This is a genomic window from Microcoleus sp. MON1_C1 (genome assembly GCF_036701945.1).
Lineage (GTDB): Bacteria > Cyanobacteriota > Cyanobacteriia > Cyanobacteriales > Microcoleaceae > Microcoleus.
The window spans coordinates 22,092-44,278 of the sequence record NZ_JAUBRO010000015.1; the positions used below are offsets into that span (position 1 = coordinate 22,092).

The following is a 22,187-nucleotide window of genomic DNA, read 5'->3' on the forward strand; positions in this document are numbered from 1 at the left end:
GTTAGATGGTGTGATGCCGACGCGGTGCTTTTGATTGATGCTGGCGCGCCGATCGAGAACACAGGCTAATTTAGAGAAGTATTAATCAGATGAAAGCAATGGTATTGCCCTCAGACACAGACAATCTCAATGACAGCGACGGCGAACAAATTTACGCCCCGGCTGCGATCCAACCTCATGGCATCCTTTTAGTGCTGGAATCTCCTGAGTTGAAAATTTTGCAAGTTAGCAACAATATTTTTGAGGATCTCGGCATTTATCCCGAAGAACTTTTGGGCAAATTTTTACAGGAATTTGTCGAAACTGAGGAAATTGAGGCTATAGAAAAAGCTTTATTTGAAAACTGCCATCAATCTAACGGTATCAGATTATCATTCAAAAGTCAAAACCGCCAGTCTTTTTTTCAGGGGACGCTGCATCAATCTAGTTCAGCAGTAATTCTTGAACTCGAATCGGCTGTTTCCCCAAAACATAGCGATTCTTTCAATTTTTATCATTTAGTCCAAGAGCCGATCGACAAAATCCACAAAACACCAAACCTGCAAGTGCTGTGTCAGAAAGCAGTTGAAGAAGTGCGGAGGATGATCGGTTTCGATCGAGCGATCGTCTATCAATTTGATGCCACAGGTGCGGGGGAAGTTGTCGCCGAAGACAAAGTAGAAAGTTTGGCTCCTTTCTTGGGACTGCACTATCCGGCTAGCGATATTCCCCCCCAGGCAAGAAACCTTTTCAACATGAATTTAATTCGGTTTATTCCCGATATTAACTGTCAGCCTGTAGAACTAATTCCTCACTGCAATCCGCTGACAGGTAGCCCCCTGGATCTGGGGTTCTCTTTGTTGAGAGCAGTTTCCCCTTGCCATGTTCAATACCTCAAAAACATGAACATTGGTGCTAGCATGACCTTGACATTAATCAAAGATCAAAAACTCTGGGGATTGATCGCCTGTCACCACCCTACACGAAAGTATGTCAGCTACGAAACAAGAAAGGCTTGCGAACTGCTAGCCAAGTTTGTGAATCTAGAACTCAGCTACAAACAAGATAGCGAAAATTGGGAATATGCAATTTATTTAAAAGAAAATTGCCATAAGTTTGTCACCAAAATTTCTCAATCACACTGGTTTGTAGAAGGTTTACTTAAATCCCCAGATGAATTACTGACCTTAGTGGGCGCTACCGGTGGAGTTGTGTGTGCCAATGAAAATTTAACAACCATCGGCCAAACCCCGGAATTGGTAGAAATCGAAAGCTTAATTGCTTGGATAAAAACTCAAAGAAATAATGATCTTTTTCATACAGATTCTCTCTCAAAGCTGTATCCGCCATCCGAGAAGTTTAAAGAAGTTGCTAGCGGTTTGCTGGTACTTGCCATGTCCGAGATGCAAAATTATTACATTTTGTGGTTTCGTCCAGAAACAATTCAAACTGTCAACTGGGCCGGTAAACCAGACGGGGAAATTGAAGTTAAACCGGATGGCAGCCCACCGCTGTCTCCTCGCAATTCCTTTGACTTGTGGCAAGAAACTGTGAGGTTAAAATCTTTGCCTTGGCAGCGGTGCGAAATCGAAATAGCCCGAGAACTTCGAGTTGCTATTACTAGCATGGAGTTGCGGAAAACCAATCAGCAGCTTAGCTTAGCTTTGTCGGCTACCAAAATTGGATTTTGGGACTGGGACGTGCAGAAAAACCGCATAGTTTGGTCGAGGGAACACGAAGAGTTGTTTGGGTTGACCCCGGGCACTTTTGGCGGAACTTATCAAAGTTTTGCAACTTGCATTCACCCAGAAGATTTAAAAAGTATGGAGAATGCTATAAATCAGGCGATCGCCCAGCGATCGGATTACTGTCACGAAACCCGCGTGGTTTGGCCCGACGGCAGCATTCACTGGATTGAGGGGAAGGGTAAGTTTTTTTACAACGAAGCCGGCGATGCAGTGCGGATGGTGGGGACAGTTAGAGAAATTACCGATCGCAAAGCTAGAGAATTACAGTTGCGCCTGTTGGAATCAGTAGTCACCACCACTAACGACGCCGTATTAATTACCGAAGCTGAACCGATTGAGGAACCGGGCCCGCGAATTCTTTATGTCAACCCAGCTTTCACGCGGATGACCGGCTATACGCTAGAAGAAATTGTGGGCAAAACGCCCCGCATCTTGCAAGGAGAAAAAACAGACCGCGCCAGTCTCCAGCGAGTTCGGACAGCTTTGAAAACCTGGCAGCCGGTGCGGGTTGACTCGATCAATTACCGCAAAGACGGGACGGAATTTTGGGTAGAAATGAGCATTGTGCCCCTAGCGGACGAAAATGGTGAGTTTACCCACTGGGTATCAGTGCACCGCGATATTAGCGATCGCAAACTTGCTGAAGCCGCCCTCCAACAGCTCAACGAACGGTTAGAAATGCGAGTTTTGCAGCGAACCAGAGAACTAGAAAGCTCTCAAGCAGAACTCCGGGAAAGCGAAGCTTTATTTCGCTCTCTGAGCGAGAGTTCCCCCGTGGGCATTTTCAAAATCGATACAGAGGGGAAATGTACCTATACAAATCCTCGCTGTCAAGCAATTGGTGGCTTCACACCCGCAGCAGCTTTAGGAAACGGCTGGATGCGGTTTGTTCACCGCGAAGACCTCAAACTAATTCTGTCTAAGTGGTCTCAATCGCAATCGGTAGATGGGGAATTTTCCTGCGAATTCCGCCACATCCAGCGAGACGGAACCATCCGGTTTTGTCGGCTTAAAACAGCTCCAATTTTTTCCGACAGAGATCAACTAATCGGTCACGTCGGCACAGTCACAGATATCACAGAAAGTCGGGCAATTGAAAAAATGAAAAATGAGTTTATTTCGATTGTCAGCCACGAACTGCGAACGCCGCTTGCCTCAATTCGCGGTTCTTTAGGTTTGCTGGCGGCTGGGGTACTGAAAAATAAACCGGAAACTGCCAAACAGATGTTAGAAATCGCTTCGAGCGATACCGAACGGTTAGTGCGTTTGGTCAACGATATTCTAGACTTAGAACGGCTCGAGTCGAGCCAAGTTATCCTTGTCAAGCAGTGGTGCGAGGCCCAGGTTTTGATGCGGAAGTCTACAGAAGCTGTACTTTCTTTGGCGGCAGAAAGTAACATTGAGTTGTCGATTATGCCCGAAACAGCAAAAATCTGGGCTGACCCCGACAGAATCGTTCAAATGTTGGTAAATTTGTTGAGCAATGCGATTAAATTCTCGGCTCCGGGGAGTAAAGTAACTGTCAGGGTTGAAGATTTGGGCGATCGGGTTTTATTTGAAGTCAAAGATCGAGGGCGGGGGATTCCTGCGGATAAACTAGAAACAATCTTTGGACGGTTTCAACAAGTCGATGCTTCTGACTCCCGCCAAAAAGGAGGTACGGGTTTGGGGTTGGCTATCTGTCGCAGCATCGTGCAGCAGCACGGCGGCAGAATTTGGGCCGAAAGTGTTGTCTCAGAAGGAAGCAGTTTCTATTTCACAGTGCCCGCACCGTTGGAAGGCGAAGGGGGAAAAAGTTTTGAGTTTTGAGATTGCTTCGATCAGATCTCGCGAAAGCTAAAGTTCTTGGAAACACACGTGGGTAGGATGATTTTGGGAGGCTGATATGTCGATTTTTGGCGTTGCACAATTGGAGGATGATGCTTGTGGGGAGTAGGGGTTAGGCGTCCCGCCTGCGGTGAAAATATATCGGACGGGTTCATGGGCCCACCCCACAAAACAATCAAAATCATCCCGCCATTATGGAACGCCCGATTTTTGTGGTCAGGGTTTCATATTAAATCCGTTAGCATCGGAATAGTAAATTCGAGTTCACTGTTGACGGTTGACTGTTGACTGTTGACAGTCAACCGTCAACCGTCAACATCATTCCGGTGTAACCGGAAATGATATCAGTAGGTGAGTGGCAAAATATAGCAACCTCGCTCGATTAGGACGTTCTTAAGTGCTGAAACTCTTAATTTTATTGCTTCTTCCTTCTGCTATATGTGTCAAGAAACCCGGTTGATGAGGCAGCGTGCGTAAGTTTTTTTTCGGTTTACCATGATTAATTTAAAATTAGAGTTTTAATTATGTCAGCAAAGCGCATTCTGGTCATCGATGATGAAAAAAACCTCTGCAGCGTGATTCAGGCCTGTCTGGAACATTTAGGCGGCTGGATTGTACTAAGCGCGCCTGACGGCAGCCAAGGATTGGTTTTAGCTGAAACTCACCTCCCTGACGCTATTCTGTTAGATGTGATGATGCCGGATATGGACGGACTTACTCTGTTTGGTTTGCTGCAAAACAATGCGGCTACTCGGGGGATTCCGGTGATTTTCCTGACGGCTAAGGTGCAGGCGATGGATTTGAGCCAATTTGCTGATTTGGGGGTAGCGGGGGTGATTGCAAAGCCTTTCGATCCTTTGAGTTTGGCACAGCAAGTAGCGGAAATTCTGGGTTGGGAACCGTTGCTTTAAACTCGGGTAAAACACATCGCAGATAGCATATCAAACTCGGCATTTGAAACCGCTACTAGACCCACAAAGTCGGCCCAGCCCGACGGAAGAATCAAGGAGGCATTAAAGCCGGATGACGATCAAAAATCCGCTTTCTCCTTCTCTTGATTGTTGCGAAAATTACGCAATTATGTTACACAACCCGGTTTATGCGTCCAGGAAATTCCTAGTTTTTCCGGCTATTTTCATAATTTCCTCATTTTTTTGATTTAGCTTTGAGATCGATCGGTGATTGATTAATTTAAACTCTGATTCCCTAGAAGTTCTAGAGATGATCTCAGGGAGTCGGGGTTTTTTGTTACCTAAAAAGCCGATCGGCTATCACCGCATTTACAGGCCGAATAACTCCTCCAGAAGTTACGTACACTTGCCTCAAGAACGATTTTTTTCAATCCGGAATCACGGATGCAGCCAAGTTTTTTGCTAAAAAACCAGGTTTTAGCCTGCTAATCAAAGATTTACGCAGATTTCCCTCAGAAACCGGGTTTTTTAACCCAGGAACACAGATAAAACCAAGTTTTTGGCTAAAAAACCCGGTTTTTGCCTAACTGTTGTAATCCCTGCTTCGGCAAAAGTATATTTATCAAAAAAAATTATGGTCTTCATAATTTCCTCATATTTTTTAGATAATATTTAGTCCAAGCTCTTGAGTTGAAAGTCTATGCCATCTCAGCACCATTCCACTGCCAAAGAGCGAACCTGTTGTCAGGAGAGTTCGGGGCAGTGACGGTAATTTCAATTAACTGGTGCTACAGAACAACCAGCCTGAATAAGTCAGGGGTTAGGCAGTGCCTACCACAAAAACCCGGTTTTTAACGGGGAAAAACGGGGTTGGTGCGCCAGTCCTCTAAGTGTTGGCAGGAGAACTCAAGGGTAAAAAAATTAATAACTGAAGATGTGATTCGCGCTCTTGAATAACACCCCACAAATAAGTCGGTCGTTTTGTCCAGAGCCCAACTCGCAATTGCCACTAACCGCCAAAGTCAAGTCTCAGTTAGTTTTTGAAAGAGTGTGGAGATTTTTAAATGTCTGATCAGCTATCTTATAAAGGTAACAACCAGATTCTGTGCTATTACGCAAATGTTACCAACCTAGTTCAGGTGGTTCGGATTGGGAACATTCCTAATTGGTACTTTGAAAGAGTGATGTTTCCCGGACAGCGACTGATGTTTGAAGCTGCTGCAGAAGCAGTCTTAGAAGTTCACACGGGTTTGGTGCCAAGTGCTATTTTATCCGACAAGATTCCCTGCTACGTGCTGCGGGTTATAGAAGAGGTAAGTTCCGAGTTTGAGCTCGTGATGACCGAAGAACGATTGGCTGTATTAGCCGGTTAAAATTCATGAGAAATCAGACGAGATCGAGAACAGCCACAAAAATATTAGTTAACGAGTGTTTCGGGACGGGGAAAATGCAGAAAAATCTTGTCAATATTACCTTAGCTGTAGTCACAGAGGAAGTAGAAATTATCTTGGAGTCTTATCCGAAGCACCCCTACCAACAAGCTTTTTCGCCTTCGGGATTGCGACAAGATTTAATTGCTTATGTGCTCAGCCGAGTTCCTAATAGATATACTGCGATCGACCCCAGCGAGTCGGTGTCAAACCAAACAGTTCAGGTTCGCTGTTCTTCAGAGCAATTGCTGCACATAGAAAATTTGATTCATACTGGAATTCGCGAGGTGCTGCACAGCTATCAGAAGATAGATCACCGCCTGCCTGAAGAAGTTAAATTTGATTCGAGAGTTGCTAGTTGGTTTTGATAGTTTGTTGTAAATGAGGGAGACGCCGAGATTCTCGGCCCTCTCGGTTGGGCGAGGTGGAATTGTTTACTGACTCGATGGTTCAAGACTTTTCGTAATCGCAGCAGCAGTTGCACGGGCCATTGGGATTGACAGCACAGCGCAGAATTTCCGATCGAGCATTAAAACGGCAGCTAGCATCTCCGATAACCCAGATGCCGCTTACAAAAGTTCTTTCCGTCGGCGGTGTGGCCGACTGCACGTACAGGGCAATTTTTTGCAGTCGGTAGCGGCCGGATTTGAGTTGATAGCGGTGGTGGCGTTCCAAAACAGCGTAGGTTTGTCCCTCTAAATCTAGATAGTTCCCCGGTTGTGGCGTCCAATCCAGCCGAATGCTACCTAAATATTGGCGGGGGTGAGAGAGAATCACCTCTACGGGTAAAGTATTTTGTTCCATGTGGCGGTGCGTTCGCGAACTGAACTAAAGGGGCAAATAGTGAGCTAAACCGACATCTTCTTCATCTAGAAAGATAACTTTTTTTAGAGAGAGTAATTTCGGTTGAGGCGCTAAACTTAACTATAGAACCTTTGGCGATCGGCGGATAGCCTACTAACCAACAGGCTAGGAAATAAACTTCAACTCGCTTGAGGTAACTAAAGTTAAGTTCGATTAGGTTTGATAAAGCAGTACACGCTGATGGTATCGCAACTCGCAGGTTCGATCGATACGCGGTTGAGATTCCTGAACCGATTTTAACGGTTTGCAGGACTTGGGGTGCTTCGGGTGCGTTTGTACTGAGGACTTCAGTCCTGTGATTTTTATGAGGACTTCAGTGATCACTACAAACCCAACCGGATTTTCGGCAATCATAATTCCCAAAAATATGCCATTCCTTCCATGATTCCCCAAGCGCAAGCAGAACTAGCTAAATAATGATTTTCAGTGCCGCATTCGCGATGCCATTCTAAGAGTTCTGATAGAGCATTAGCGACGATTACTCCCCGGACATCCTGTTCAAACATATTGATATCATTGCCAGAATCTCCGCAAACTAATGTTGCCTCAGATGGAATTTGTAGGCGCTTTTGTAAATAAGTAAGGGCATTACCTTTATTGCTAGTTTGCGGTAAAATATCCACATCGCGATTGCTGCTAAAAATGATTTGACCTGGCAGTCTCGATTCAGTTAACTTTTGCTGCAAAGTCTGGACAATCGAACTATTTTCTGCTGCTGGTTCCAGACAATAACTGATTTTCCAAGGATTTTGTTCTTTTAGGGATTGGGGTTTAAGCTGGGAAAACTGCTGAGCTAAAGAGGCGATCGCCATTTTATCCCAGTCTTGAGAAAGATATTCCGCCCAATCTAAGTCCAGGGTTCCGTCTTGGTAAATTTCGCTGCCTACACCTGCGATCAAATAGTCCGGTGCTAGTAGTTCCTTTTGGGCAATTAATTCGCAAGTTGAAGCATAAGAACGCCCGGTAGCATAAACCAAACATATTTGCGATCGCTTTGATTGCAAGCGCTGGTTTAAAACTTGAGTTGCTTCGTCATCTCCGACTAGCGTGTTGTCTAAATCTGTAACTAATAAAAACTTCATTTTGGGAATTAGTCAGTAGTCAGTAGTCATCAGCGATCTGGAACCGAGGGCTTCCTAAAATTCTTTTAACTATTTATAAGAATTTGTTAAACCAAACACATTTATAAGCAAGCTTATCGTTTAAGATTGGCCCAATTTAATTTTCAACAAGTGGTGTGAGTGGTATGGTGAATAATTCAACCTCCCTTAAAGCTTTTTGGCTGTCTTTCTTGATTTCTGGTGCGGCAGTGCCTTTGGGGCCGATCGCAGCAACAGCTCAAATTCAGGATACCTCAACTCCAGAAGTTGCGCTAGAAGCGAGTGCCGTCCCGGAGGCTACCCCAGACGCAGCGCTGGCAGCAGTTAAGATTGAGATACCGCAGTTAGCGGAGATTGCCGCAGAGACTAAATCAGCAGTCGATCGCCCGGAACCCGATACAGATGCAGCATGGGTGAATCGTGCTTTACCTCAAACAGATATAGCAACAGTCGATCGCCCGGAACCCCAAGATAATATAGCAACAGTCGATCGCCCGGAACCCCAAGATAATATAGCAACAGTCGATCGCCCGGAACCCGAAACAGATGCAGCATGGGTGAATCGTGCTTTACCCGAAACAGATATAGCAACAGTCGATCGTGCTTTACCCGAAACAGATATAGCAACAGTCGATCGTGCAACAACAGCCCCAGAAATAACGGGGGCAATTCGCGAATTACCCCCCCAGGAGTTAGAAATTGCAAACTCTCCTCAGTCTCAACAAGTTGCTGAAGCCAGTACAGTTGCCGACATCAGCAGCGAGACGGGCACCGCTGATGACCTCAGCATACAAGAAGACGCAGCACAAGTCACCTCTGTTTCCCAGCTCTCCGACGTGCGCCCCACAGATTGGGCTTTTCAAGCCTTACAATCCCTAGTAGAAAGATACGGCTGCATTGCGGGATATCCAGACGGCACATTCCGAGGCAATCGAGCAATGACTCGCTATGAATTCGCCGCCGGATTAAACGCTTGCTTAGACCAAATTACCAAACAACTTGGCGGTTCTACTGGTAATTTAGTCCAGCGAGAAGATTTACTTGCTTTGCAAAGATTGCAAGAAGAATTTGCAGCAGAATTAGCTACTTTGCGCGGTCGAGTCGATGCTTTAGAAGCCCGCACTGCCGAATTAGAAGCCAACCAATTTTCAACTACCACTAAACTAAACGGATTTGCTTGGTTTAACCTGACTGGAGCTTTTGCGGGCGAGCGAGTCCGAGTTGAAGCAACAAATGGAAATGCTGCTCCGCTCGATCGAGTTGCCGGACGCGATCCTGTCACCAACAGACCAATTGTGCAGAAAGTTGACGACCCAGAAATCACTTTCAGCCAGTTAGTTTGGTTGACTCTCACTACTTCCTTTACAGGGAAAGACGAATTGATTACACAGCTAGCTGTAGGTAACGGAAATTCACCAGCCAATCAGTATACTTCTACGGGCCTGTTCAATACCTTTGGCACTCCTTTTCTCGATCAAACTGCGGGAGCAAATCCCAATGAAGTTGTCCTGAGGGAACTTTCCTATCGGTTCCCGCTTACCAACAGCTTGCAAGTAGTATTCGGGCCGCGGATTAATTTTTACCGCTACTTTGACAACAATAGGTTTAACTTTTTCGTAGACGGTGCGAGCAGCTTTAATTCTAACAACAGCCCTCTGTTAAGCGCTACCAGACGCGGTGCCGGTGCTTTGGTTTTGTGGGATATCGGCCGCGCATTGAAACTGCGTTTTGGCTACTTGGGCGAGAGTACGGAATTTTTGCCCACTTCCGTGTTTAATTCCGCTTCCAATCCGTCTCAAGGCTTGTTTGGTGGGACAAATACGACTACAGCAGAATTAACATTCAGTCCGAGCGATCGGACTAATTTGCGCTTTTTGTACAGCCGTTCCAATATCCAGCAAATCGGCGGCTTAATTGGATCTCCTAACAGCAAGCCGTTAAACGGTGTGGCAGATGACGGTTTCGGCGGCCGCCTGGGCAATGCTACTGCGAATACTTATAGTTTCAATTTCGATTGGTCAGTCACTCGCCGCTTTGGTCTTTTCGGCCGCTACGGCTACGCCGAAACCAATATATTTCCCAAGACTGACCGACCCAAGGGCACGATCGAGAATCAATCTTATCAGTTAGGACTTGCATTTCCCGATTTGTTCAAAGAAGGAGCTTTGCTTACGGTGTCATATTTAGTACCTTTTGACTTTACTGGCGGTCGGAGGTTTCTGGTTTCTGGCGGAGGGAATGGCGGTACGCAGTACGAAATTGAGGCAACTTATTATTTGCCTCTCACCGACCATATTTCGATCGTGCCAGCATTTTATGCGATCTGGAATGCCAATAATTTCGATAACAACCCGACAATTTTTGTGGGAAATTTGCGGACGCAGTTTAGTTTTTAACTAAATTAGGACTTACTTGAACCTAATTATAGTATTTTCAGTTGAGTGAGGTACACATTGGTAATGGGTAATGGGGTGCTGACTGCAGAGTACCTGGCTCAGTTTAAAACTGCTATATTTAGGGCGCGCCTGGAGCGCCTTACCGCGCTCTTAGTAGGGTATCAAACCACTGATACCAAATCCGCGTTAAAAACCCCTTGATCAGGCTAGGCGATTGAAATCGCTACTACACAAACTGTCGTTCCTAGCTGAGAGGGACTAAGAAATCAAGGGGGTTTTTAAGGCGAATGCGGACATAATTAATGGACATGATATCAAATCCGTGCTTCATCGTCGGGCGTAAAATCGAGTCAACAGTCAACACTCAACCATCATTCAGTTTTTCGACGGACAGTTAACAGCCAACAGTCAACAGCCAACAGCCAACAGTCAACAATCACGGACGGTGCAACCGGAATTGATATGATATGCTGATTAGCGTCGTCCTGATGTCAACGAATTGGAATTTCGATGATAAATTCAGTGCCTTTACCTGGTTCTGAGAGGCACTGCAATTTGCCGTTGTGTTTTTCAACGACAATTTGGTGCGAAATTGATAAACCCAAACCTGTGCCTTTACCTACGGGTTTTGTGGTAAAAAACGGGTCAAACAAACGCACAATCTGATCTTCGGGAATGCCCATACCGTTGTCTTTTATCCGAATTAAAATGCTCTTGTCCTCAATCGTTTCAGTTTGAATGGTAATAGTAGGAGAGATAGAATTTGCGGTGTCTTTTGCTTGGCTGCTGCTTTCTTCCAAGGCGTCGATCGCATTGGCCAATACATTCATAAACACCTGATTTAACAGTCCGGGATGACAGTTTATTTGCGGCAGTTCTCCGTATTCTTTGATCACTTTAATGCCCTGCCATTTTGCCTTGGCTTTTAGCCTGGTGTTCAACATTAACAAGGTACTTTCTAAACCTTCGTGAATGTCGGCAGTCTTGATTTTAGCTTCGTCTGCCCGCGAGAAATTGCGAAGAGTTTGAATAATTTCTACAATGCGCTCGCATCCGGTCTGCATCGAGCTGAGCAATTTGGGCAGGTCTTCTGCTAGAAATTCTAAGTCTATATCATCGGCTTGTTGCTGAAGTTTTGCAGGGGGATTCGGGTACTCTTCTCGATACACCTGTACGATTTCTAATAAGTCTAGAACGTAGCCTCGGACGTGGCAGAGGTTGCCGGCGACAAAGCCAACTGGGTTGTTAATTTCGTGGGCAATTCCTGCTAGCACCTGTCCGAGGGAAGACATTTTTTCGGTTTGTACTAACTGCATTTGAGTTTGCTGCAAGTCGCTCAAAGCTGTTTGCAGTTCTTGGGATTTTTGCCGATCGCGATCGGCGGCGGCGGCCCGTTCTTCCTCAACTCCGATCGCCCCGGCAATAATTCCGATCAGCTTGCAGTCGGCTTCGGTGGGCGCGATCGACTCGGTGTAGACAACGCACACCGCACCCACGTAATTGTCGCCCAGCCGCACTGCTTGTCCCAGATAGCTTTGCAGTTGGTAGCGGATGACAGCGGGATCGGTTTGGGCGTAGATCGTGTTCTGCAAGTCAGGAATGGCAACAGCCCGATCGCTTCCTTTGCTGCATACGTCGGTGCAGATGTGGCCCTCGGCGCGATCGACCAGCGGGTAGTCCGGCGGCGCTTGCCAAGTCCCGATCGCGCGCAGCAGACCGCCACCGACGCGGCTGTAGATGGCGCAGCTTCCGCCCAAAAGCTCGCCGGCTAAGGATGTCAGACGCTGGATGTTCTCAGCGGCGTCGGTGGTGAATCCCAAAAAGCACTCGTTGATTTTGCTGAGGCGGTACTCTGCTTGCCTGCGCGCCGTCATGTCGCGGGAGTTGATCACAATTCCTTTCACAGCGGGGTCTGCTAGCAAGTTGATGCCGACACCTTCAAGAAAACACCAAGAACCGTCAGCGCGCCGGAAGCGACCTTCTAGGGCGATCGAATCGCCTGGATTTGCGATCAGTTTTTCGCAGTCGGACATCACCGAGGGAAGGTCGTCAGGGTGGATTAAATCGAGAGCAATTTGACCGGCGAGTTCATCGGGTTCGTAGCCCAAAACTCTTTCTACAGAAGGGCTTTCGTAAACAATGCGACCGCTGGCGTCGAGAATAGTAATGATGTCGGAACTGTTGAGAATCAGCGATCGCCACTTAGCCTCATTTTGAAACAAAGCTGACTCGGCTTGTTTGCGATCGGTAATATCCTCTACCATTTGCAAAATAAACTGTGGCGTTCCCTGACTGCTGTCGATGACAGAGGCGCTGAGGCGTCCCCACCTGATGCTGCCGTCTTGGCGGAGGTAGCGCTTCTCGATTTGATAAGCTTCGCGGGAGCCCGCGACCAACTGTTGGCGCAACTGGCGCGAAACTTCTGCGTCTTCCGGGTGCGCGCAGTCGTCGAGGCCAACACCCCGCAGTTGAGCTTCCGAGATCCCCAGCATAGCTTGAAATGCCGGATTAGTGGCGATCGCAACACCTTCGAGGGTAGCGACTACCATGCCGATCCCAGCGCGTTCAAAAATTGCCCGAAACCGCTGTTCGCTGTCTCGCAAAGCTGCATCCGCTGCCACTTCCTGCGTGATGTCCCGCCCTGCGACTGCCAAACCTTTGCGCGAACCGTCGGGGTTGAACAGCGGCACTTTCCGCACTTCAAACAAATTGCTGCCGCCTGTGGGCAAGGAGACAATTTGGCTGCTGGAGGTAAGAGTGCCTGCTTGCCAGGTGGTTTCGTCGGTTTCCTGCCAAGTTAGCAGGATTTCTCTGACTCTCGGATCGGCGGCGGCAGCTAGTTCGGCAGTAGTTTTACCCTGGTAGTCTGCGGTTTCCCAGCCCAAAAGTTGGAGGGCGCAGTCGTTGGCAATCAGCCAGCGCCCCTCGCTGTCTGTGAGGTTGATCGCGTCGGGGACGGCGTTAATCGCGGTTTTCAGCCAGTATTCTTGATTTCGCAGCGCTGCTTCGGCTTCTTTGCGGGCGGCGATTTCGGCGACGGTTCCTTCGTAGTAAAGGAGTTCGCCGCTTTCGTCGCGGACTTCGCGCACGTTTTCCGAGATCCAGGTAGTGCTGCCGTCTTTGCGGCGGACGCAGGACTCAAACTCTTTCAGGGAGCCATTTTTGGTAATTTCTGCAATGAAGGAAGCGCGGCGGCCGCGATCGGCGTAAAGGTTTTTTGCCGAACATTTGGCGATCAGTTCTGACGGGGAATCGTAGCCGTACATTCGGGCGAGTGCCTGGTTGGCGCTGAGGTAGCGCCCGTCTGGGGCGGTTTGAAAAATGCCTTCGGTGGCGTTTTCAAAGATGCTGCGGTATTTTGCCTCGGCTTGTTTGAGGGCTTCTTCTGCTTGGAAGCGATCGGTGATATCAGATTGGACGCCGATGAAGTGGGTAACGAGCCCGCTGCTGTCGCGCACCGGCGAGATGCTGAGTTCGTTCCAGAAAGGGGTGCCGTCTTTGCGGTAGTTTTTCAGAACTACTTTGCAGTCATGCTGTTCTTTCAGGGCCACACGGATTTGATCGACGGCAGCGCGATCGGTATCCGGGCCTTGCAGGAAGCGGCAGTTCTTCCCGATTATTTCAGTGCGATTGTAGCCTGTAATCCGCTCGAAAGCCCCGTTGCAGTAGACTATGGGCTTGTCCGGTCGGGTAGCGTCCGCGATCGCGATGCCGTTGCTGGTAGCTGCCAGGGCGCGATCGTACAGCCGAAATACTTCTTCTATTAAATTCGGTGTGCCGCCAGTACGAGTCGGCGATAGCGTTTCAGAAGGAATGCTTATATCTATCTGCATGATTTTCTATAAATTGAGTTTATTGTAGAGATCTCGACTGGCAGCACACCCTAGACTTTAACAGAATTGCCTGTTTTCCACAGGCAGAAGGTAGAAGGCTATTATGCAGAATTTGAGCGGTAAATTCTACCTAAAAAAAATCTGGCTTCCCTCGTTTTTTTCCTCTTTGCTTCTGCCTTGTGCCTTCTACCTTCAAAGGAATCCTACTTGTTAATTTATAATAGCTGTTCCCGGGATCACTCTATCTTTGGTATGGTTTGCTTGGCAGGGTTTAGGTAGCTTACAAGTTCGGGCATTTATTTTTTTGAGTAAATCAAAATCTGATGCCCGGAGTCTCTATTGAAATATTTGGAATAAAATATATAGGATTTAAACGATTCCAAATATCCCATAAAAAAACCGGAAAAATTAATGTTGAACGAACACAGCAAGTTCTGAAATATCGTCGATCGCGAAAGTCGGTTCTAGGGCGAGACACTGAGCGCGATCGCCATATCCGTAAGCCGCCCAACAAACATCTATCCCAGCATTTTTAGCAAACAGCAAATCAATCGCTGTATCGCCAACCATTAAAATTTGACTGTTATCCAATTCCGGGAACAGCGGTTTAATAATTGAGTGAAAAACCGCCGCCTCTGGTTTCATAATCATTTCTCCGTTGTCACCTAAAATCAAATCAAAAAAACTGTGAATTTTCAATTTTTGCAGTAACGAATTCACAAAACTAACGTGTTTGTTGCTAAAAACTCCCAAGCTCAATCCCGACTTGCGCGCCAACCGCAAGACTTGCTTTGTCCCGGTAAATAACTCTACCTGCTTTTCACCTTCCGTCCGATAATAAGAGCGGTAAGTTTCCACCCATTCAGGAATTGCGCTTTCCTCGATCGCCGGATGCAGGATTTTAAAAGTATTTGGTAAATTGATGCCGATCGTACTTATAATAGTATCAGCAGCAGGCGGGGTAATATTGAAAGTTTCACAAGTTTTTGTAAAGCAAAATACAATAGCTTTGTGAGTAATTGCCAAAGTGCCGTCGAAGTCAAAAATAATTAACTTGTACTGACTCATATTCCTTAAAATTTTATATATACCAACCGGAGGTTTGCCCTAAAATAATAGCATTATTAATCTCTAACTTACCAATTATAAGTATAAATTTTCCACCTTAAAGAGGTTAATATGAGTGTAACCGAAAAATCGGAAATTCTAGCAAATAATTTCCCCGATTACACTCAATTACCAGACTCCGCAGGTACTGTTGTAAAAAAAATATTATAACACCCTCACAACATCATGTTAATAACATCAATTCGACCCATTTTAGACCAAGTTCATCCCGACGGGCAATACTACATCGGTAAAAATTCCGGTATTTATTGGCGAGTTGCCGAACTCCCGGAACCGCCCGAAAGAGCAGCCCAAGCACCTGATTAATTTTACGTACCCGAAGTGCCGCCAACTCTTGACGGAAATCTGTGCCAGTCCTATGTAATGTGGCGGGAATTAATACCGCCTCTGATTGTACTTGAATTTGTTTCGGGCGATGGCAGTGAAGAAAGAGATAGGACTCCTTGCCAGGGAAAATTCTGGATTTACGAGCGGATAATTCGACCTGCATTTTACGGCATTTATGAAGTGGAAAAAGCAGAGGTAGAATTGTATCATTTGGTATAAAATAGATTTGAGTTAGTGCGGGAAAATCAGCGCGAACATTACCAAATCGCACAAATAGGAGTGGAATTAGGCATTTGGCAAGGGGTTTATTAGGGTGTAGAATTGCCTTGGCTGCGCTGGTGGGATGCTGAGGGGAATTTGCTGCCGACGGCCGAGGAACGGGCAGAACAAGCCGAATTGGGGACAGAACGAGAACGACAAAGGCGCATAGAAGCTGAGTTGCGAATTCAAGCTTTAGAAGCGCGTTTGCGAGAGTTAGAATGTGGGCAATACAATTTTAGATTTTAGATTTTAGATTTTAGATTGGGGATGACTGATGATTATCGGGGTTGGATTCTTCATAAGTCCTTGGCAATTCTTCAATTCTTCCATCAAAAATCTTAATTCCCATAAGTCGCAGATGCCGGTAGGGACACGGCAATTCAGTGTCCCTAGGAATATAATGTGCTGTAAAAACCCGAGCGCCTAGCAGCCTCCTCAGAAACGATATAAACATTCATCGGTTATTATCAAAAATTTGCGTATATTAGCTTAAGTATTGCATCACTTTTTGTGTAAGTCCTATGGCACTAATTGTTCAGAAATATGGCGGAACCTCGGTGGGCACAGTCGATCGCATTTTGGAGGTAGCGCGACGAGTTGTAAAAACAGCACAGCTCGGCAACTCTCTGGTTGTCGTACTTTCAGCGATGGGCAAAACCACCGACGGTTTAGTTAAACTCGCCAAGGAAATTTCCGCAAATCCCAACAAGCGGGAAATGGATATGTTGCTTTCCACTGGGGAACAAGTCTCGATCGCACTTTTGAGCATGGCATTGCAGGAAATGGGACAGCCGGCAATTTCCCTCACCGGCGCCCAAGTCGGCATTGTCACCGAAGCCGCCCACACCCGCGCCCGGATTTTGCGAATTGACCCGAATCGGCTTGAAAGCCAGTTAAAAAGCGGTAAAGTCGTTGTGGTTGCGGGGTTCCAAGGTATCGCCGATGCCGGAGAATTGGAAATTACCACCTTGGGCCGTGGCGGTTCCGACACAACCGCAGTAGCCCTGGCTGCAGCGCTGCGGGCCGACAGATGCGAAATTTATACCGACGTGCCCGGAATTCTGACTACAGATCCGCGCTTGGTTGCCGACGCCCAATTGATGGACGAAATCACTTGCGACGAAATGCTGGAATTGGCGAGTTTGGGCGCAAAAGTCCTCCACCCGCGCGCGGTAGAAATTGCCAAGAATTACGGCGTGCCGCTGGTAGTGCTTTCTAGCTGGAGTGACGCCCCCGGTACGCGGGTAGTGTCTCCACCCCCGAAACTTCGGCCTTTGGAGGGTTTGGAGCTCGCAACAGCGGTGGATGCGGTGGAATTTGACTTGGATCAGGCGGGGGTGTCGCTGCTGCGTTTGCCCGATCGCCCCGGCGTAGCAGCGCGGTTGTTTGGTGCGATCGCGCAACAAAACCTCGATGTTGATTTAATTATTCAGTCAATTCATGAAGGAAATACTAACGATATTGCCTTCACAGTGACGCGAAAATCTCTGCAACAAGCCGCCGCCGTTGCAGATGCCATTATCCCCGCCCTCGGCAAGAATTCTCGCCCAGAATTGGGAGAACCGGAAGTGAAAGCAGAAGAGCGGCCAATAGCTAAAGTTAGCATTGCGGGTGCGGGAATGATCGGTCGTCCGAGGGTAGCGGCGCAGATGTTTAAGACTTTAGCGGATGCGGGAATTAACATTCAAATGATTTCAACATCCGAGGTGAAAGTTAGTTGTGCGATCGATGCCCAAGATTGCGATCGGGCCGTTGCCGAACTCTGCAAAACATTTGATGTTGCCAACTCCCCTATTGGGCTGCGTTCATCATCCCAAAAACCGCCTGCAGTCCGCGCCGTTGCGTTGGATATCAATCAAGCGCGTCTAGCAATTCGCCAATTGCCCGATCGACCCGGAGTAGCAGCAAAACTGTTCGGACTTTTAGCCGAGGAAAATATCAGCGTAGATACAATCATTCAGTCGCAGCGCTGTCACAATATTGACGGCATATTAACTCGCGACATTGCATTTACCGTAGCACAAATTGACGCCGAAGCTGCTAAAAACGCCCTCGAAAAAGCCGCCCCGGAATTTGGATGGGGCGAAGTAGCAGTCGATACACAAATCGCCAAAGTTAGCGTTGTCGGTTCCGGGATGGTAGCGCATCCGGGAGTAGCGGCAAAGATGTTTGAAGCGCTTTCCCGCCAGCAAATCAACATTCAAATGATTGCCACTTCCGAGATTAAAATTAGCTGCGTTGTGGATGAAGGACAAGGTGTAACTGCTTTGAAGGCAATTCACGCAGCCTTTGAACTTGCCGGCACTGAAAAAATCCAAGTTCCCGCCTAATCGAGGTTTGTAGTTGCGCTTCAGCGCCGGCAGACTCTGAATCCCAACTACAAGCTTAAAAATTTCATTAATTAGAGTTTTCGGTAGGGATACGGCACTGCCGTGTCCTTGCAAATATCGCGGACACAGCATTGCTGTATCCCTACAAATATATTCGGATTTGGACACGGCACTGCTGTGTTCATACAAATATCGATCGACAGTCAACGTCGGAGTTTTGAGTGCAAATTTCACAGCATGAGGCTGTGTTAAAAGGAAACTGGCGATCGAATTAAGGAATTTAATCTTAGTCCTGTATTAGTAGGGTTCGTCAGAACCAAAATCCTCGCTTATCGCTCTCTACATCCGTCTGACGCACCTTACAAGTCGATGGGAGTGGCACACTTGCGTAAGTGCTGTTAGAAAAGAGCAACCTGTAAATATTCATTTATTTCTCTTGGCAATCCCTTCATTTCATCATACAATAAATTTTGACTTAATATTTCTTGCGCGATCGCCTCCACCACCGGTACACACACCGAATTCCCAATTTGCTTGTAACTTTCTCCCGCACTTGGATAACTTTTAAAATCTTCAGGAAAACCCATAAGTCGATAACATTCCTTCAGCGTCAACTTTCTCACCATATCTTGCTCAGGAATGTAGATAAAAAACCTGCCAGATGTTTCTTGCGAAGGAATTGTCGGATGCACTCCATCTACCGAATAAATGCGATTAGGCTGTCTGTGAACCCTCGATAAATGTTCTGTATTCGGCCTCACGCCTGTTTTCCAAGTACCTTTATTTCTGTAACCTACAAACAAAAGTCCCGAATCTTGCTTTCTCGGATAATCAATTAAAGTATACTCAGATTTATCCACTATTTCAAAATCCCCAGTCTTGTCTAGAAATTCCCTGAGTTTTGGAGTCACTTGGGTTTTAAGCCGAGAAAAATTGAATGGTTTACCTTTAGTTGCAATAATGAATATTCTTTCACGATGTTGAGGAATTCCAAAGTCTTTAGCATTCAGCATTTTGTAATTCACGCTGTATCCCAAATCTTCAAGACTGGCAATAATTACTTTTAAGGTATTTCCCTTGTCGTGATGGATTAAGTGCTTGACATTTTCGAGAACGATAACTTTAGGCTGCTTGATTTTGATAATTTTACAAATCTCGAAAAACAGTGTGCCTCTAGTATCTTCAAAACCGAGCTTTTTGCCGCAGATGCTAAAAGGTTGGCACGGAAACCCGGCGACTAAAATATCAAAGTCTTCTAACTCGACGGGATTTATTTTACTGATATCTCCAAAAGGAACCTCACCGAAATTTTCCGTGTAAACTTGTCGGCATTTGCTGTTAATTTCGCAGGAAAAAACGCATTTAAAGCCAATTTTTTCAAACGCTTGTCTGAAACCTCCTATTCCTGAAAACAAATCTATAAATTTCATTTTGGCTCAGCTTTAACACAAACAAATCATCTATACAATAATAACCGATTTTGCATCCTAGATAAGTGAGCAATGGCTAAAAAAACAGAATTACCCGATCCCAGACTTCTTGAAGAAGTCCGTGATATAACAGCGATCGCGTCTTAAGTTCACTCATCAATTTCTCTGTCCAGCCCGATCGACTGTAGCATAGGAGCGATCGGCAAATTGCAGGAATTGTCGATCGCCAAAAATTTCCCCCGCATTCAACCAACCAATGTCCCAAACTTGTCCCGCAGCCGACTAAACTAGAAATAGCAGCAAAAAATACAGCTATTGTTTACTTTCTTTCACCAACCATGAGTCAAACCTTGGAAAACCTCACCGCAATTGATGACAAGCTATCCAAACGCCACATCGACCTCGATCCAGGCGGCTACTTCATCATCTATCTCGATCGCGAAACCAGCTTAATTTGTGCCAAACACTTCACCAACATCATCGACGATCGAGGCCTCGCCGTCGATCCCGAAACTGGCAAACCCATCCCCGCCCGTGGCAAAGTAGAACGCACCCAATCCACACTTTTTACAGGCAGAACCGCCAAAGAACTTTGCGTCAAAATCCTAGAAGAAACCCGCCCCTGTCCGGTGACAATGTTAGATCACGCGGCTTATCTGGGACGGGAATTTTTACGGGCAGAAATCGCATTGTTGAGCGATCGAGAATACGTTCAAGATTAGTGCAGCCCTGCCTTAATTTCTTGACAAAACGGCAACCGATCGAATTTATCAGCACCCGATCACGAAAAACCTTGATACCAGAAATAAGTCACCATCGGAATCACTGTCGCCAACACCAACAGCACAACCACAACAACTGTGGCATTGCCTTGGTCTGTTTCTTCAGCTTTTTTAAACGTGCCTTCAACTTGAATGTTGTCAACAACTTCAGGAGGACCCGGATCGGGTTCGCCCGACAAAACAGTTGCAATGCGCGTACTTGCAGCCGCAAATGCCTCGTTGTATTTATTGGCTTCCCGCAGGGGCACTTGCACGGTTTCCCCAGCTACACTCTGGGCAATTTCATCGGTTAGCAGGGATTTCACCCCTTCGCCGGTGCGAATTGCCGCGCTGTTGGTAACAGTGTCGAGAACGAGTAAAATTTGATTAGTCTGGTCTTCTTTTGCGGGAAACCACTGTTCAAACAGTTGGTCGGTGAAAGTGGCAGTCGTTTCGCCGTAGTCTAAGCGGTGGATGGTGACAAACCTGACTTGTTTCCCTGTTTTGTTTTCCAGGTTGTCGAGCACGCTGCTGATATTGCTTTCGCTGCTGCGGCTGAGCACGTCACCTTTGTCGAACACCCAAGTTCGATCGCCCGCCGACAACACGGGCATTTCGTACACGCCAGTCGCCAATGCCGGCAATACTGCCATCTGGGATGCGATTAGGGCGATCGCGATCGTCGCCGCCAAAGGTTGGAGATATTTTCTCCAGTTAAATAATTGCTTCAGGAGTCGGGTCATGAGGTTAACCGTAAAACTGACTTTTTTCCAAAAATACTATAGAAACCCCCGTAAAATTCATTTTATGCAGGGCAATATTTACAATTAGCTCGCCACTGGAACTCCCCGCCCTATTATTTTAGGATTCTAACTATGGAACCAGCAGACACTTATAAAGGTTGGATTATTCAATCCCAGAAAGTCTTCTACGTCGAGGTTTGGGATAGCCGCGGCAACCGCCACGTCGCCGTCCAAAATGCCAAGACTGAGGAGGAAGCTTTGGAATTGGCCAAAAAGTGGATAGACAAATATGAGTCAAAACCCGGAAGAATGCCGATCGACGTACCCCATCCTTTCGGAGATATGATCGATATGCCATTTTAACTCAGTTGACTGTTGACTGTTGACTGTTAACAGTTAACTTTACAGCTTGTCGGCTGCTCTACTAGAGACAAAACCTCTTCAAATCGAGCAATTATTGCAACTGACGCAGCCAAAGACTATGCCAGTTGCGTCCCGGACGGCATTTGTCATGAGATAAAATTACGAAATTCCTCGCAATTTCCGCGTATTTTCTACCAAACTCCGAGCAAATTCGTCGAACCTTTCAGACAGTTTTTCATCCAACAATTTACCATCGGGACTAAAAGCTTTCCAAGCTTGTCCGATCGCAATTTGTTCGGGAATTACCCAAGCGTGCACCCATCTCAAAATCACGCGCAAATCGTTGAGTGCGTTGTTGTTCACTTGCCCTCCCAAAACGCTAATCCCACCCGCAACTTTCCCGTCCAAATGCTCAAAACTCATCAAATCCAGGGCATTCTTGAGAGCACCGCTGATGCTACCGTGATACTCCGGCGTTGCCAAAATCAAGGCGTCGGCTTGCTTAACCGCATTCTGCAGCTTTTCCACATCGGGGTAATCGATATAATCATTCTCACCATTGCAGAATGGCAGATTGAGCGATCGCAAATCGAATATTTCAATTTCCGCGCCCAGGGCTTGCGCCCGTTCTGCTGCCACATTCAATGCTAACTGGCTGTATGAACCAGCCCGCAAACTTCCACCAATGCCGACAATTTTTACCATAAAGCTTAAAAACAAAAACTGATTTACTAAAACGTACTCATTACGAGTATG

The 22,187-nt window shown here is 46.6% G+C and carries 16 protein-coding genes and 1 pseudogene; 9 read left to right on the plus strand and 8 right to left on the minus strand.

Going from position 1 to position 22,187, the window contains the following annotated elements; translation table 11 throughout:
• Window positions 1–89 precede the first annotated feature (89 nt).
• From QUA62_RS10615 to QUA62_RS10630, 4 genes are all read left to right on the plus strand, one after another.
• Window positions 90–3,536: a PAS domain S-box protein gene (locus QUA62_RS10615; RefSeq protein ID WP_333403839.1), complete on the plus strand. Its 3,447-nt coding sequence runs from the start codon at window positions 90–92 to the stop codon at window positions 3,534–3,536.
• 542 nt (window positions 3,537–4,078) lie between these two features.
• The gene (locus tag QUA62_RS10620; RefSeq protein WP_333403840.1) at window positions 4,079–4,465 is read left to right on the plus strand and encodes a response regulator; all 387 of its coding nucleotides are present in this window, start codon (window positions 4,079–4,081) and stop codon (window positions 4,463–4,465) included.
• Between the two features lie 1,064 nt (window positions 4,466–5,529).
• Window positions 5,530–5,838, plus strand: a complete 309-nt coding sequence (locus QUA62_RS10625) for a DUF1830 domain-containing protein (protein WP_333403841.1) — start codon at window positions 5,530–5,532, stop codon at window positions 5,836–5,838.
• Between the two features lie 74 nt (window positions 5,839–5,912).
• Entirely contained in the window at window positions 5,913–6,263 is a 351-nt protein-coding gene (locus tag QUA62_RS10630; protein ID WP_333282220.1) for a hypothetical protein, read from the plus strand.
• Window positions 6,264–6,345: 82 nt separating this feature from the next.
• Here QUA62_RS10630 and QUA62_RS10635 read toward each other — a convergent pair whose 3' ends face one another.
• Together QUA62_RS10635 and QUA62_RS10640 are read right to left on the minus strand one after the other, a co-directional pair.
• Window positions 6,346–6,699: a DUF6464 family protein gene (locus QUA62_RS10635; protein WP_190657625.1), complete on the minus strand. Its 354-nt coding sequence runs from the start codon at window positions 6,697–6,699 to the stop codon at window positions 6,346–6,348.
• Between the two features lie 410 nt (window positions 6,700–7,109).
• The gene (locus tag QUA62_RS10640; RefSeq protein WP_333403843.1) at window positions 7,110–7,841 is read right to left on the minus strand and encodes a sucrose-phosphate phosphatase; all 732 of its coding nucleotides are present in this window, start codon (window positions 7,839–7,841) and stop codon (window positions 7,110–7,112) included.
• A gap of 164 nt (window positions 7,842–8,005) precedes the next feature.
• Here QUA62_RS10640 and QUA62_RS10645 point away from each other — a divergent pair, with 164 nt between their 5' ends.
• On the plus strand, window positions 8,006–10,255 hold the full coding sequence (locus QUA62_RS10645; protein WP_333403845.1) for an iron uptake porin: 2,250 nt from the start codon (window positions 8,006–8,008) through the stop codon (window positions 10,253–10,255).
• A gap of 491 nt (window positions 10,256–10,746) precedes the next feature.
• Here the strand turns inward: QUA62_RS10645 and QUA62_RS10650 are convergent, their stop codons facing one another.
• Complete coding sequence (locus tag QUA62_RS10650; protein WP_333403847.1) at window positions 10,747–14,088, minus strand: PAS domain S-box protein; 3,342 nt, start codon at window positions 14,086–14,088, stop codon at window positions 10,747–10,749.
• A 408-nt stretch (window positions 14,089–14,496) separates the two neighbouring features.
• Window positions 14,497–15,156: an HAD family hydrolase gene (locus QUA62_RS10655; protein ID WP_333403849.1), complete on the minus strand. Its 660-nt coding sequence runs from the start codon at window positions 15,154–15,156 to the stop codon at window positions 14,497–14,499.
• 111 nt (window positions 15,157–15,267) lie between these two features.
• On the opposite strand from QUA62_RS10655, the pseudogene QUA62_RS10660 reads away from it, so the two are divergent.
• Both QUA62_RS10660 and QUA62_RS10665 read left to right on the plus strand, forming a co-directional pair.
• Window positions 15,268–16,050 (plus strand): annotated as a pseudogene (locus QUA62_RS10660) (Uma2 family endonuclease).
• Between the two features lie 275 nt (window positions 16,051–16,325).
• Complete coding sequence (locus QUA62_RS10665) at window positions 16,326–18,134, plus strand: aspartate kinase (protein ID WP_333403851.1); 1,809 nt, start codon at window positions 16,326–16,328, stop codon at window positions 18,132–18,134.
• A gap of 398 nt (window positions 18,135–18,532) precedes the next feature.
• Here QUA62_RS10665 and dcm read toward each other — a convergent pair whose 3' ends face one another.
• Window positions 18,533–19,564 carry a DNA (cytosine-5-)-methyltransferase gene (gene dcm / locus QUA62_RS10670; RefSeq protein ID WP_333403852.1) on the minus strand — a complete coding sequence of 344 codons (1,032 nt, stop codon included), beginning with the start codon at window positions 19,562–19,564 and terminating at the stop codon, window positions 18,533–18,535.
• 76 nt (window positions 19,565–19,640) lie between these two features.
• On the minus strand, window positions 19,641–19,829 hold the full coding sequence (locus QUA62_RS10675; protein ID WP_333403855.1) for a hypothetical protein: 189 nt from the start codon (window positions 19,827–19,829) through the stop codon (window positions 19,641–19,643).
• A gap of 73 nt (window positions 19,830–19,902) precedes the next feature.
• Between QUA62_RS10675 and QUA62_RS10680 the strand changes: the two genes are divergently transcribed.
• Complete coding sequence (locus tag QUA62_RS10680; protein ID WP_190657611.1) at window positions 19,903–20,286, plus strand: DUF4346 domain-containing protein; 384 nt, start codon at window positions 19,903–19,905, stop codon at window positions 20,284–20,286.
• 59 nt (window positions 20,287–20,345) lie between these two features.
• Here QUA62_RS10680 and psb32 read toward each other — a convergent pair whose 3' ends face one another.
• Complete coding sequence (psb32, locus tag QUA62_RS10685) at window positions 20,346–21,068, minus strand: photosystem II repair protein Psb32 (protein WP_333036839.1); 723 nt, start codon at window positions 21,066–21,068, stop codon at window positions 20,346–20,348.
• 132 nt (window positions 21,069–21,200) lie between these two features.
• Here psb32 and QUA62_RS10690 point away from each other — a divergent pair, with 132 nt between their 5' ends.
• Window positions 21,201–21,431, plus strand: a complete 231-nt coding sequence (locus tag QUA62_RS10690) for a hypothetical protein (protein ID WP_006635545.1) — start codon at window positions 21,201–21,203, stop codon at window positions 21,429–21,431.
• Between the two features lie 159 nt (window positions 21,432–21,590).
• On the opposite strand, the gene QUA62_RS10695 is transcribed toward QUA62_RS10690, so the two are convergent.
• The gene (locus QUA62_RS10695) at window positions 21,591–22,136 is read right to left on the minus strand and encodes an NADPH-dependent FMN reductase (RefSeq protein ID WP_333403857.1); all 546 of its coding nucleotides are present in this window, start codon (window positions 22,134–22,136) and stop codon (window positions 21,591–21,593) included.
• Window positions 22,137–22,187: the final 51 nt, after the last annotated feature.

Coding starts and splice junctions, on each gene's coding strand:
- QUA62_RS10645 (WP_333403845.1), top strand. CDS start 8,006: ATGGTGAATAATTCAACCTCCCTTAAAGCTTTTTGGCTGTCTTTCTTG.
- QUA62_RS10680 (WP_190657611.1), top strand. CDS start 19,903: ATGAGTCAAACCTTGGAAAACCTCACCGCAATTGATGACAAGCTATCC.
- QUA62_RS10655 (WP_333403849.1), bottom strand. CDS start 15,156: ATGAGTCAGTACAAGTTAATTATTTTTGACTTCGACGGCACTTTGGCA.
- QUA62_RS10630 (WP_333282220.1), top strand. CDS start 5,913: ATGCAGAAAAATCTTGTCAATATTACCTTAGCTGTAGTCACAGAGGAA.
- dcm (WP_333403852.1), bottom strand. CDS start 19,564: ATGAAATTTATAGATTTGTTTTCAGGAATAGGAGGTTTCAGACAAGCG.
- QUA62_RS10625 (WP_333403841.1), top strand. CDS start 5,530: ATGTCTGATCAGCTATCTTATAAAGGTAACAACCAGATTCTGTGCTAT.
- QUA62_RS10620 (WP_333403840.1), top strand. CDS start 4,079: ATGTCAGCAAAGCGCATTCTGGTCATCGATGATGAAAAAAACCTCTGC.
- QUA62_RS10640 (WP_333403843.1), bottom strand. CDS start 7,841: ATGAAGTTTTTATTAGTTACAGATTTAGACAACACGCTAGTCGGAGAT.
- QUA62_RS10635 (WP_190657625.1), bottom strand. CDS start 6,699: ATGGAACAAAATACTTTACCCGTAGAGGTGATTCTCTCTCACCCCCGC.
- QUA62_RS10615 (WP_333403839.1), top strand. CDS start 90: ATGAAAGCAATGGTATTGCCCTCAGACACAGACAATCTCAATGACAGC.
- QUA62_RS10650 (WP_333403847.1), bottom strand. CDS start 14,088: ATGCAGATAGATATAAGCATTCCTTCTGAAACGCTATCGCCGACTCGT.
- psb32 (WP_333036839.1), bottom strand. CDS start 21,068: ATGACCCGACTCCTGAAGCAATTATTTAACTGGAGAAAATATCTCCAA.
- QUA62_RS10695 (WP_333403857.1), bottom strand. CDS start 22,136: ATGGTAAAAATTGTCGGCATTGGTGGAAGTTTGCGGGCTGGTTCATAC.
- QUA62_RS10665 (WP_333403851.1), top strand. CDS start 16,326: ATGGCACTAATTGTTCAGAAATATGGCGGAACCTCGGTGGGCACAGTC.
- QUA62_RS10690 (WP_006635545.1), top strand. CDS start 21,201: ATGGAACCAGCAGACACTTATAAAGGTTGGATTATTCAATCCCAGAAA.